Here is an 11,949-nt window from a genome sequence, read left to right on the forward strand (position 1 = left end):
AGGGGGCCGCCGATATCCCGGCAGTCCCCTCTGCTGTTTCACAATAGTAAACCGAAAAAAAATAAAGTTGACAATCCGGGGAGGCAGTGGTAAACTATTGCAGAAAAACGGTTTACAATTGAGAGAGGGGATAGGCGTGAAAAAGCTGGCAGTGGAGATCATCTCGGGCAGAAGGCTGAACCGCCGGGACGACCTGGCCGTCTTCCTGACGGCGGACCTGGAGGAGCTGCGGGCGGGAGCGGACCAGATCCGGCAGGCCCTGTGCGGGGACCGGGCGGACCTGTGCACCATCATCAACGGCCGGAGCGGCCGGTGCAGCGAGGACTGCAAGTTCTGCGCCCAGTCCTGCCACTACGGCACCCAGGTGGAGGAGTATCCCTTCCTCCCCCTGGAGAAGATTGTGGCGGAGTGCAGACGGAACGAGGCGGGGGGCGTCCACCGCTTCTCTATCGTCACCGCCGGGCGCAGCCTGAAGGGGATGGAGCTGGAGCAGGCCCTGGAGGCCTACGCCCGGCTGCATCGGGAGAGCGGGCTGAAGCTGTGCGCCTCCCACGGCCTCCAGACCGAGGAGGAGTTCCGGCGCATGAAGGAGGCGGGGGTGGAGCGCTGCCACGCCAATCTGGAGACCTCCCGGCGATACTTCCCACAGATGTGCACAACACACACCTATGAGGACAAGGTGACCAACATCCAACGGGCCCGGGCGGCGGGGCTGGAGGTGTGCTCCGGCGGCATACTGGGCATGGGAGAGAGCTGGGAGGACCGCCTGGACCTGGCGGTCAGCCTGGCAGAGCTGGAGATCAGCTCCATCCCGCTGAACCTCCTGCGGCCCATCCCGGGCACGCCCTATGAGGGGATGGAGCCCATTTCCAACGAGGACGTGCTGCGCACCGTGGCTTTTTTCCGGTACATCAACCCCACCGCATGGATCAGGATGGCGGCGGGCCGGGGGCAGTTCCTGGACGGCGGAGCGGAGCTGTTCCGCTCTGGGGCCAACGCGGCCATCACCGGGGACATGCTCACCACCACCGGGACCAGCATGGCGGGGGACCGGGCCATGCTGCTGGGACTGGGCTACCAGGTATGAGCGACAGCGGGGCAGGAGAAACGCCCCAAACGATAAGGAAAGGAAATCAGAACTATGAGCCACGAACCCATGACCGCCGGGGCGGTCCAGAAAAAGAGCAAGATCTACGGCCTGTCCATGACCGCGGTGATGGCGGCGGTGACCTGTGTCCTGGCGCCCATGTCCATCCCCATCGGACCGGTGCCCATCTCCTTCACAAATCTGGCCATCTACCTGTCTCTCTATCTGCTGGGGTGGAAGCGGGGGACAGTGAGCTATCTGGTCTATGTGCTGATCGGCATGGTGGGCGTGCCGGTGTTCTCCGGCTTCACCGGCGGCATGGGCAGGCTGCTGGGCCCCACCGGGGGCTATATCGTGGGCTTCATCCCCATGGCACTGATCGCCGGCGTGGTCATTGACCGCTTCCGGAACCGGGGCATCCAGCTGGCCGGCATGATCGCGGGCACTGCAGTGTGCTATGCCTTCGGCACCGCCTGGTACTGCTTCCAGGCCGGTTCCTCCGTGGGGGCTGCCCTGGGGCTGTGCGTGTTCCCCTTCATCCCCGGCGACCTGGTCAAAATGCTGATCGCCATGGCGCTGGGCCCCATGATCCGCTCCCGGCTGGAGAAAGCGGGACTGTATCGGGGATGACCAGCTTCTCTCAGCCGTCCGGCGGGGAGGCCTAGAGGACGGCGGCAGGCCCCGCATAAAACTAAATCATCCGGACAGGGCAGACAGCGGCGGCCGCTCTCTTCTAAGAGAGCGGCCGCCGCCTCCCTGTGCCGGAGGTTGACAGGCCAGACAAAGAGAGGTACAGTGTCAGCAGGAAAACAAATTTTGGAGAGAAAGGCGGGCAGACCTATGCTGCAGGGAAAGGTATATGGGGTGTATTTCAGCCCAACAGGGGGGACGAGAGCTTATGTTACGGCGCTGGCCGGGTTGCTCTCCTGCGAGGCGGAGGAGATCGATCTGACGGCGCGGGAGGAGCGGGCGCGGGACCATGTCTTTGGCCCGGAGGATCTGGTGATCCTGGGGGCGCCGGTCTATGCGGGGCGGCTGCCCCAGCTGGAGGGCGGGATCTTTGAACGCCTGCGGGGGGACGGGACCCCGGCGGTCTTTAATGTGAGCTACGGCAACAGAGCTTTTGAGGACGCCCTGCTGGAGGAGCAGGACATCTGTCAGGCCCATGGATTCCACGGGATCGCGGCGGGGGCCTGGATCGCCCCTCACACCTTCTCCGGCCGCATCGGGGCCGGACGGCCGGATGGGGCGGACCTGGAAAAGGTGCGGGAATTTGCCGCGGGGGTCCGGGCGCTGCTGGAGCGGCCGGACTGGAGGACCTGCCGGCTCACGGTGCCGGGGGACCGGCCCTACCGGCCGGCCAGGCGGGTGGAGGTGCACCCCGCGGGGGACGAGAGCTGCACCCGATGCATGGCGTGTGTGTCCCGGTGCCCGGCGGGAGCCATCCCTCCGGAATCCCCCCGGAGCACTGACACGGGCCGCTGCATCTCCTGTCTGGCCTGTGTGAAAAGCTGTCCGGCGGGGGCGCGGGCGGTGGCCGGTCCGGCTTTTCCCAAGATGGTGGAGGGGCTGGAGGGGCGGCTGCTGTCCCCCCGCCGGGAACCGGAGCTGTATTACGGAAGGTGAGACGATGATCAAAACAGTTTTTAGACCTCTGCGGCACGGTGGCCTGTGAGGACGGGCCTGTCTTCTATGAGGTGATGCAGCGCACGGTCCCGGACGGCGTGGAGGAGATCCGGGATTTCAGGGGGCTGATGGAGCACCTGCCCCAGTTGTCCGGCGAAAAATCCAGCGAAAAAGCAGACCGCGCCCCGGAAGACGTTCTCTTCCGGGGCGCGGTGTTTGATCGGGGGGCGGGATCAGTCCTCGAAGGGCAGGCCGCTGAGATAACGCCGGGCCAGATCAAAGGCGTGGTGGGCGGTCTGAGTACGCAGACGGGCACGGACTGGGCGGCTGCCCAGGTTCAGGGCGCGGACATGGGCGCCCTCGGCGGTGGAGATGGCCACGAAAGCGGTGCCTACCTCGTGGTCCCATTCGTCCTTTCCAGGGCCGGCCACGCCGGTGGCGGACAGGGAGATGTCGCAGCCCAGCAGCCTCCGGGCTCCATCGGCCATAGCCCGGGCCACCTCCGGGGAGACTGCGCCGAACTGGTCCAGCAGGTGCTGGGGCACCCCCAGTACGCCCGCCTTCACCTCATTGGTGTAGGAGACCACCCCGCCCCGAAACACCTGGGAGGAGCCGGGGATGTCAGTGAGGCGCTTGGCCATCAGGCCGCCGGTGATGCTCTCGGCGCAGCCCAGGGTGAGGCCCTTCTCCCGAAGCAGGTCCTCCACCACCTCCTCCAGAGAGGAGACATCCACCCCGTACACCCGGGTGCCGAAGCGGGCCTTCAGCTCCTCCACCTTGGGCAGAAGCAGGGCCTGGGCCTGCTCCATGGTGGGTGCCTTGGCGGTGACCCGCAGCTCACACTCCCCCTCCTTGGCGTAAGGGGCCAGAGTGGGGTTGGACATGGCGTTCATCTCGTCCCGGAGCTGGGCCTCCATCTGGGACTCCCCGATGCCGAACAGCTTCAGGGTGTGGGAGGCGATGACTCCCTCAGACAGGGCCTGAAGGTAGGGGACCACCCGGTGCTGGAACATGGGACGGCACTCGCTGGGGGGGCCGGGGAGCATGATGACGTGGCAGCCCTCCGCCTGGAAGGCGCAGCCTGGGGCGGTGCCCCAGTCGTTGACCAGGACGGTGCAGCCCTCGGGGAGCATGGCCTGCTGAAGATTGTTCTCCGTCATGGGCCGCCCGGTGCGGGCAAAATAATTCCGGATGCGCTGGGCAGAGGGCTCGTGGAACACCAGCTTCTTTCCAAACGCCTCGGCCAACACGTTTTTCGTCAGGTCATCACAGGTGGGGCCCAGCCCCCCGGTGGTGATGATGATATCAGCCCGCCCCTTAGCGGCAGCCACCGCCTCCCGGGCCCGCTGGGGGTTGTCCCCCACCACGGTGTGCCAGTAGACGTTCAGGCCCAGGGCGCTGAGCCCCTGGGAGAGGATCTGGGCGTCCAGGTTGACGATGTTGCCCAGCAGCAGCTCAGTGCCCACGGACAGGATCTCTACAGTATGAGACATGAAAAAGACCTCCAGGAAAATGAGATTGGCGGCGCTCCAGTCAGGGGGCGGGGGCTTCCGCCGCCCCGGCCCGGTCCAGGATCTGCTCTACCTGGCGCAGGTCCCGGATGTCATAGTCGATGCGGGGGTCTGCCGGGCGGGGCTCCCCCAGAGGGTTGTACCAGCAGCACAGGATGCCGGCGCTGCGTCCCCCCTGCATGTCGCTGGTGAGGGAGTCGCCCACGATCATCACCTCGTCCCGGCAGCAGGGGTCGATCTGGGAGAATACCGCGTCAAAAAAGGCGGCCCCCGGCTTCTCGGTCCCCACGATCTCAGAGATGAAGACCCCGTCCAGCATCCGGTCCAGGCCGGAGCGGGACAGCTTCCGCTCCTGGGCGACCCGGGTGCCGTTGGTCACTGCGTACTGCCGTACCCGACCCTTCAGCCGGGCCACCAGAGAACCGGCGTCATCCCGGAACACCACAGTGTCCCCCAGGCGCAGCTGGTACTCCTGGTTGAAAGCGGGGATGTCCCGGCAGTTCAGCCCCTCCTGGGCGAAAAACTCCTCAAAGCGGCCCAGCAGGACCTGGGGCTTGGTCAGCTCCCCCCGCTCCAGCCGCCGCCAGTAGGTCCGGTTGATCTGGGAGTAGCGTGCCAGCAGCTCCGGCGTGCAGGGGCCCATCTGAAAGGAGCGGAAGCAATCCTCCAGAGCCCGCCGCTCCGCTGCCGAGAAGTCCAGCAGCGTCCCGTCCACGTCCCAGAGGATCACGTTGATCTGTGCCATATCGCGCCTCCTGTCCCTCAGACCTGGACCCGCTCGATGCCGTCCACCGCGGCTTGGATCAGCGCCTGGATGTCCAGCTTCTCCTCGGCGAACTCCACCTCGCCGGGCAGGGGCCGCAGACGAGGATGACGGGGCGTGAAGACGGTGCAGCAGTCCTCATAGGGGAGAATGGAGGTCTCGAAGGTGCCGATCTTCCGGGCGATCTGGACGATCTCCTCCTTGTCCATCCCCACCACAGGGCGCAGGATGGGCAGATCGACCACCGCGCCGGTGACCAGCATGGCGTCCATGGTCTGGCTGGCCACCTGGCCCAGGCACTCACCGGTGACCAGGGCCTTAGCCCCGCACCGCCGGGCCACCTCCTGGGCGATGCGCATCATGAAGCGGCGCATGATGACGGTGAACAGCTCCTCCGGGCAGGAGCGGCGCAGCTCCTCCTGGATGGCGGTGAAGGGCACCACGTGGACGGTGAGCCGCCCGGTCCAGGGGGTGAGCAGGCGGGCCAGCTCCAGCACTTTCTCCTTGGCCTCGAGGGAGGTGTAGGGATAGGAGAAGAAGTGGACCATGTCCAGGGCCACCCCCCGCTTTGCAATCATCCAACTGGCCACAGGGGAGTCGATGCCCCCGGAGAGCAGAGAGACGGCCCGGCCGTTGATGCCCACAGGCAGGCCGCCGGCGCCGGGCTGGGGCTGGGTGTGGACGTAAGCGGCGTAGTCCCTCACTTCCACGTAGACGGTGAGTTCGGGATGGTGGACGTCCACCTCCAGGTTGTCATAGGCCTCATGGAGCTCCCCGCCCACATACTGGCTGAGCTGGATGGAGGTCATGGGGAAGGTCTTGTCTGCCCGCTTGGTCTCCACCTTAAAGGTGCGGGCGGCGCGGAGCTGGTCGTCCAGAAATTCCTTGGCGCAGGCCAGGATGGCGTCCTTGTCCTTCCCGCAGGGGCGGGCCAGGGACAGACCCACGATGCCGAACACGTGCTTCAGGGCCTCATAGGCCCCCTCCACATCGCAGCCCTCGCCTATGGGCTCCACGTAGGTGGCCGACTGCCGGGTGTACACCCGGAACTGGCCGAAGGGACGGAGACGGCGGTGGAGGTTGGCCTGGAGCTTGTCCTCGAAGCTGCGGCGGTTGAGCCCCTTGAGGACCATCTCACCCAGCTTGAGCAGAATGATTTCGTTCATTATGTGTAAGATCCTTTCCATCGATTCGCTTCACAGGCATTATATCGGAAAGCGCCGGGGATGTCCAGCGGGAGCGGAGAAAGTCTCGGATCTGTCCGGGGATGTCCCTCCGGCGCGTGCCCTATGCAGGGCACATCCTACCGCCGCAGGTACTCCGGCGGACGATATTGGAGGGCCTCGGCCAGGTGGGGGAGCTGGATGGAGGTGCTGCTGTCCAGGTCAGCGATGGTCCGGGCCACCCGCAGGATGCGGTCATAGCTGCGGGCGGTGAGCCCCATCCGGTCAAAGGCCCCCTGCATCAGCCGCTGGCACTCCGAGTCCAGGGCGCAGAACCGGTCTAGCTCCTGCTGGCCCATCCGGGCGTTGCAGGAGGCGTCCCCATAGCGCCCACGCTGGATGTCCCGGGCCCGGTCCACCCTGCCCTTGATGACGGAGGAGGGCTCCGACGGGGCGCGGCGGGCCAGCTCACCGAACTCCAGGGCGGCCACCTCCACAAACAGGTCGATGCGGTCCAGAAGGGGGCCGGACAGGCGGGAGAGATAGCGCCGCACCTCCTGCTCCGTGCAGCGGCAGCGGCCGCTGGGGTGGCCGTACCAGCCGCACTTGCAGGGGTTCATGGCGCACACCAGCATGAACCGGCTGGGATAGGTCACCGAGCCGGCGGCCCGGGAGATCTGCACCTGCCCGTCCTCCAGGGGTTGGCGGAGCACCTCCAGCACCTCCTTGGAGAACTCGGGCAGCTCGTCCAGAAAGAGGACCCCGTGGTGGGCCAGGGAGATCTCACCCGGCCTGGGATTGGTGCCGCCCCCTGCCAGCCCCATGGGGGAGATGGTGTGGTGGGGGGAACGGAAGGGGCGGCGGCTGATGAGGGGGTGGTCCGGGTCGGTGAGGCCCATCACCGAGTGGATCTCGGTGGCCTCCAGGGCTTCAGAGCGGCTCATATCGGGGAGGATGGAGGGCAGGCGGCGGGCCAGCATGGATTTGCCAGACCCGGGAGGACCACACATGAGCAGGTTGTGGCCGCCGGCCGCGGCGATCTCCAGGGCCCGCTTCCCGTTCTCCTGCCCCTTCACCTCGGAGAAGTCGGGGGCGGGCTCTGGGCCGGGGCCGGGTACCCAGGGGCGGGCCGGGGGGATGGGCTCCTCTCCGGTGAGATGCCGGGCCAGCTGGGCCACGTCCCGGACAGGGTAAACGGCGGGACCGCCGGCCAGGGTGGCCTCGGCGGCATTGGCCTCCGGAACGAAGAGAGAGCGGATGCCAGCCCGCCCGGCGGCCAATGCCATGGGAAGGATGCCCGCCGCGGGGCGCAGTTCCCCGGACAGGGACAGCTCCCCCACAAAGGCGCAGTCCGGGTCCCGCACCTTCAGCTGCCCGCCGGCGGCCAGGATGCCTACCAGGATGGGCAGGTCGTACAGCGTGCCTGACTTCTTCACATGGGCGGGGGCCAGATTGACAGTGATGCGGCTGACCGGGAACTGAAAGCCGCAGTTCTTGATGGCGGAGCGCACCCGCTCCCGGGCCTCGTTCACCGCCGCATCGGGCAGGCCCACCAGGGTGAAGGCGGGCAGGCCGCTGGACAGGTCGCACTCGGCGCTCACCTCATAGCCTGAGACCCCCTGGAGCCCCAGAGAGCGCACTTGGAATACCATAGGCACATCCTCCTTGGCGGGAGTATGGAACACAAATTGTCCCCGTTTGGTACATTTTACTCCTTCGGCACCATCCTTTGCAACGGATGCCAGTATTTTTCTTCCGGAAATCGGGGGAAATCGCTCCAGCCCGATTTACAAATGGGGGAAAAGATGATAAACTAGCTTTGTCTGAGAAGAGACCGCCCGCTCCAAAACAGGGAGGGGCGGGATCGCTGTGCCCGGACGCCTGACCGCGGGGAGCTGACCGCCATCCCGACCCAAGGCAGGCGGCCCGCCGGGCCGGCGGGAGGAGACATACATCCCACAGGAGAACAGGGACCGGGGCGGGATGGCCGGGCCCAGAAAATTGGAAGAAAGCAGGGATTCTCTATGGCTAGAAAATTCAAGACCATGGACGGCAACAACGCGGCGGCCTATGTCAGCTACGCGTTTACCGAGGTAGCCGGTATCTACCCCATCACGCCGTCCAGCCCCATGGCCGACTATGTGGACCAGTGGGCGGCCCAGGGCCAGAAAAACATCTTCGGCACCACCGTCAAGGTCATCGAAATGCAGTCTGAGGCCGGTGCCGCCGGCACTGTCCACGGCTCTCTGGCGGCGGGCGCTCTGACCACCACCTACACCGCATCCCAGGGCCTGCTGCTGATGATCCCCAACATGTACAAGATCGCCGGCGAGCTGCTGCCTGGTGTCTTCCACGTGTCTGCCCGTACCGTGGCCGCCCAGAGCCTGAACATCTTCGGCGACCACTCTGACGTGATGGCCTGCCGCCAGACCGGCTTTGCCATGCTGGCCGAATCCAATGTGCAGGAGGTCATGGACCTGGGCGCCGTGGCCCACCTGGCTGCCATCAAGGGCCGCGTCCCCTTCATCAACTTCTTCGACGGCTTCCGCACCTCCCACGAGATCCAGAAGGTGGCCATCTGGGACTACAAGGACCTGGCCGAGATGGTGGACATGGACGCCGTGGAGGCGTTCCGCAAGCGCGCCCTGAACCCCGAGCGGCCCACCATGCGCGGTTCCCACGAGAACGGCGACATCTTCTTCCAGCACCGCGAGGCCTGCAACACCTACTATGACGCCCTCCCCGCCATCGTGGAGGAGTATATGGGCAAGGTCAACGCCAAGCTGGGCACCAACTACCAGCTGTTCAACTACTACGGCGCCCCTGACGCTGACCGGGTCATCATCGCCATGGGCTCCATCTGCGACGTGGCCGAGGAGGTCATCGACTACCTCAACGCCCACGGCGAGAAGGTGGGCCTGATCAAGGTGCGCCTGTACCGCCCCTTCCGGGCCGACAAGCTCATCGCTGCCATCCCCGCCACCGCAAAGAAGATCGCCGTGCTGGACCGGACCAAGGAGCCCGGCGCCCTGGGCGATCCCCTGTACCTGGATGTGGTCACCGCGCTGACCAATGCGGGCATTACCGACAAGACCGTTGTGGGCGGCCGGTACGGCCTGGGCTCCAAGGACACCCCGCCCCGCAGCGTGTTTGCTGTCTATGAGGAGCTGGCCAAGGCCGAGCCCAAGCGCCAGTTCACCATCGGCATCGTGGACGATGTGACCAACCTCTCCCTGCCGGAGAGCAAGTCCGCCAACACCGCCGCCGAGGGCACCATCGAGTGCAAGTTCTGGGGCCTGGGCGGCGACGGCACTGTGGGTGCCAACAAGAACTCCATCAAGATCATCGGCGACCACACCGATAAGTATGTGCAGGCGTACTTCCAGTATGACTCCAAGAAGACCGGCGGCGTGACCATCAGCCACCTGCGCTTCGGCGACAAGCCCATCAAGAGCTCCTACTATATCAATAAGGCTGACTTCGTGGCCTGCCACAACCCCTCCTATATCCTCAAGGGCTTCCCCATGGTCCGGGACGTGAAGCCCGGCGGCGTGTTCCTCATCAACTGCCAGTGGTCCGATGAGGAGCTGGACAAGCACATGCCCGCCGTGGCCAAGCGCTACATCGCGGAAAATGACATCCAGGTCTACACCATCGACGCGATCGACCTGGCAGCCAAGATCGGCATGGGCAAGCGCACCAACACCATTCTCCAGTCTGCTTTCTTCTCCCTGGCCAACGTGATGCCCCAGACCGAGGCCATCCAGTATATGAAGGACGCGGCCACCCACTCCTACCTGAAGAAGGGCCAGGACGTGGTGGATATGAACCACAAGGCCATCGACGCCGGTGCCACTGCCTTCAAGAAGTTCACGGTGCCTGCCTCCTGGAAGGATGCTCAGGATGCACCCAAGGAGAGTGTCCTGTCCGGCCCTGCCAAGCTGGTGAAGATGGTGGAGAACATCCTGGAGCCCGTGGACCGCATGGACGGCGACAGCCTGCCTGTCTCCGCTTTTGTAGACCACGCAGACGGCACCTTCGAGCAGGGCGCCTCCGCCTATGAGAAGCGGGGCGTGGCTGTCAGCGTGCCTGAGTGGGACTCCAGCAAGTGCATCCAGTGCAACCAGTGCGCCTACGTGTGCCCCCACGCCACCATCCGTCCCTATGCCCTGACCGAGGAGGAGGCCAAGAACGCCCCCGATGCGGCCAAGATCGTGGATGTGAAGGCGGGCAAGGGCAAGGGCGTGTACAAGTTTGCCATGGCGGTCAGCCCCCTGGACTGCATGGGCTGCTCCGTCTGCGCCAACATCTGCCCCACCAACGCCCTGACCATGGTCTCCCAGGAGAGCCAGGCCGCTCAGCAGGAGGTCTTTGACTACATGGTGGCCAGCGTCTCCGTGAAGGAGGATATGGCCGACCTGACTGTCAAGGGCAGCCAGTTCCGCACCCCGCTGCTGGAGTTCTCCGGCTCCTGCGCCGGCTGCGCCGAGACCGCCTATGCCCGTCTCATCACCCAGCTGTTCGGAGACCGGATGTATATCTCCAACGCCACCGGCTGCTCCTCCATCTGGGGCGGTCCGGCTGCCACCTCTCCCTACACCGTCAACGCCGAGGGCAAGGGTCCCGCCTGGGCCAACTCCCTGTTTGAGGACAACGCCGAGCACGGTCTGGGCCTGTATCTGGGACAGAAGGCCATCCGCAACCGGCTGGCTGCCAAGACCGAGGCCCTGATCGCGGTGGACTGGGCCCGTCCTGAGCTGAAGGAGGCCGCCCAGAAGTGGCTGGACACTATGGAGGACGGCCAGGCCAACCAGGAGGCTGCCAAGGCCTATGTGGCGGCTCTGGAGGCCGGCCTGTGCACGGTGGACGAGCTGCTGGCCAGTGACAAGGCCGAGATCCAGGCCTTCGGCAAGGAGCTGCAGGCCAAGGGCGAGACGCTGTGTCAGTGCGAGGCATGCAAGCTGGTCAAGGAGATCCTGGACGAGAAGGAGTACCTGAACAAGAAGTCCGTGTGGATCTTCGGCGGCGACGGCTGGGCCTACGACATCGGCTTCGGCGGCGTGGACCACGTGCTGGCCTCCGGCGAGGATGTGAACATCTTCGTCTTTGATACCGAGGTGTACTCCAACACCGGCGGACAGGCCTCCAAGGCCTCCAACATCGGCCAGGTGGCTCAGTTTGCCGCGGCCGGCAAGACAGTGGCGAAGAAGAGCCTGGCGGAGATCGCCATGACCTACGGCTACGTCTATGTGGCCCAGGTGGCTATGGGCGCCAACATGAACCAGACCCTGAAGGCTATCCAGGAGGCCGAGGCCTACCACGGCCCGTCCCTCATCATCGGCTACGCCCCCTGTGAGATGCACTCCATCAAGGGCGGCATGGCCAACTGCCAGTCCGAGATGAAGAAGGCCGTGGAGTGCGGCTACTGGAATATGTTCCGCTTTAACCCCGCCCTGAAGGCGGAGGGCAAGAATCCCTTCACTCTGGACTCCAAGGCGCCCGCAGGCGGCTATCAGGAGTTCCTGATGAACGAGGCCCGTTACTCCAGCCTGACCCGCTCCTTCCCCGAGCGCGCCAAGGAACTCTTCGCTCAGAACGAGGAGGAGGCCAAAGCCCGCTACGAGAAGCTCCAGCGCATGGTCAAGATGTACGAGGTGTAAGGGTAAGATCCCTCGCCCGCGAAAAATGAGAAGAGCGCCCCCCCCCCCCCCCGGGGGGCGGGGGGGGGGGGCCTCCGCCCCCCCCCCCGCCCTGCGGGACTTCTACCGCCTCCGGATCTTTCTGGAGGCCCCCTGGCCG

The 11,949-nt window shown here is 65.5% G+C and carries 8 protein-coding genes; 4 read left to right on the forward strand and 4 right to left on the reverse strand.

Features of this window, described 5'->3' with window-relative positions:
- Positions 1-136 precede the first annotated feature (136 nt).
- From bioB to NE584_RS17960, 3 genes are all read left to right on the forward strand, one after another.
- A complete protein-coding gene (gene bioB / locus NE584_RS17950; protein WP_256183390.1) occupies positions 137-1,087 on the forward strand; it encodes a biotin synthase BioB in 951 nt (316 codons plus the stop codon).
- Positions 1,088-1,141: 54 nt separating this feature from the next.
- Positions 1,142-1,717, forward strand: coding sequence for a biotin transporter BioY (locus NE584_RS17955; RefSeq protein WP_256183391.1), 576 nt, complete (start codon positions 1,142-1,144; stop codon positions 1,715-1,717).
- Positions 1,718-1,927: 210 nt separating this feature from the next.
- Positions 1,928-2,713 carry a 4Fe-4S binding protein gene (locus NE584_RS17960; RefSeq protein ID WP_108980435.1) on the forward strand — a complete coding sequence of 262 codons (786 nt, stop codon included), beginning with the start codon at positions 1,928-1,930 and terminating at the stop codon, positions 2,711-2,713.
- Positions 2,714-2,946: 233 nt separating this feature from the next.
- Here the strand turns inward: NE584_RS17960 and NE584_RS17965 are convergent, their stop codons facing one another.
- From NE584_RS17965 to NE584_RS17980, 4 genes are all read right to left on the reverse strand, one after another.
- A complete protein-coding gene (locus NE584_RS17965; RefSeq protein WP_256183392.1) occupies positions 2,947-4,206 on the reverse strand; it encodes a competence/damage-inducible protein A in 1,260 nt (419 codons plus the stop codon).
- A 40-nt stretch (positions 4,207-4,246) separates the two neighbouring features.
- On the reverse strand, positions 4,247-4,969 hold the full coding sequence (locus tag NE584_RS17970; protein WP_256183393.1) for a YjjG family noncanonical pyrimidine nucleotidase: 723 nt from the start codon (positions 4,967-4,969) through the stop codon (positions 4,247-4,249).
- Positions 4,970-4,986: 17 nt separating this feature from the next.
- Complete coding sequence (gene thiI, locus NE584_RS17975; protein WP_050623374.1) at positions 4,987-6,153, reverse strand: tRNA uracil 4-sulfurtransferase ThiI; 1,167 nt, start codon at positions 6,151-6,153, stop codon at positions 4,987-4,989.
- Positions 6,154-6,290: 137 nt separating this feature from the next.
- A complete protein-coding gene (locus tag NE584_RS17980; RefSeq protein ID WP_050623375.1) occupies positions 6,291-7,802 on the reverse strand; it encodes a YifB family Mg chelatase-like AAA ATPase in 1,512 nt (503 codons plus the stop codon).
- Between the two features lie 372 nt (positions 7,803-8,174).
- Here NE584_RS17980 and nifJ point away from each other — a divergent pair, with 372 nt between their 5' ends.
- Positions 8,175-11,810, forward strand: a complete 3,636-nt coding sequence (gene nifJ / locus NE584_RS17985; protein WP_050623376.1) for a pyruvate:ferredoxin (flavodoxin) oxidoreductase — start codon at positions 8,175-8,177, stop codon at positions 11,808-11,810.
- The last annotated feature ends 139 nt before the right edge of the window (positions 11,811-11,949 follow it).

It is taken from the genome of Clostridium sp. DFI.5.61 (genome assembly GCF_024462915.1).
In the GTDB taxonomy this organism is placed as follows: Bacteria; Bacillota; Clostridia; order Oscillospirales; family Oscillospiraceae; genus Lawsonibacter; species Lawsonibacter asaccharolyticus.

Excerpts from the sequence above, each read along its gene's own strand:
- NE584_RS17955 (WP_256183391.1), top strand. The coding sequence starts at position 1,142 with ATGAGCCACGAACCCATGACCGCCGGGGCGGTCCAGAAAAAGAGCAAG.
- NE584_RS17960 (WP_108980435.1), top strand. The coding sequence starts at position 1,928 with ATGCTGCAGGGAAAGGTATATGGGGTGTATTTCAGCCCAACAGGGGGG.
- NE584_RS17965 (WP_256183392.1), bottom strand. The coding sequence starts at position 4,206 with ATGTCTCATACTGTAGAGATCCTGTCCGTGGGCACTGAGCTGCTGCTG.
- NE584_RS17970 (WP_256183393.1), bottom strand. The coding sequence starts at position 4,969 with ATGGCACAGATCAACGTGATCCTCTGGGACGTGGACGGGACGCTGCTG.
- thiI (WP_050623374.1), bottom strand. The coding sequence starts at position 6,153 with ATGAACGAAATCATTCTGCTCAAGCTGGGTGAGATGGTCCTCAAGGGG.
- NE584_RS17980 (WP_050623375.1), bottom strand. The coding sequence starts at position 7,802 with ATGGTATTCCAAGTGCGCTCTCTGGGGCTCCAGGGGGTCTCAGGCTAT.
- nifJ (WP_050623376.1), top strand. The coding sequence starts at position 8,175 with ATGGCTAGAAAATTCAAGACCATGGACGGCAACAACGCGGCGGCCTAT.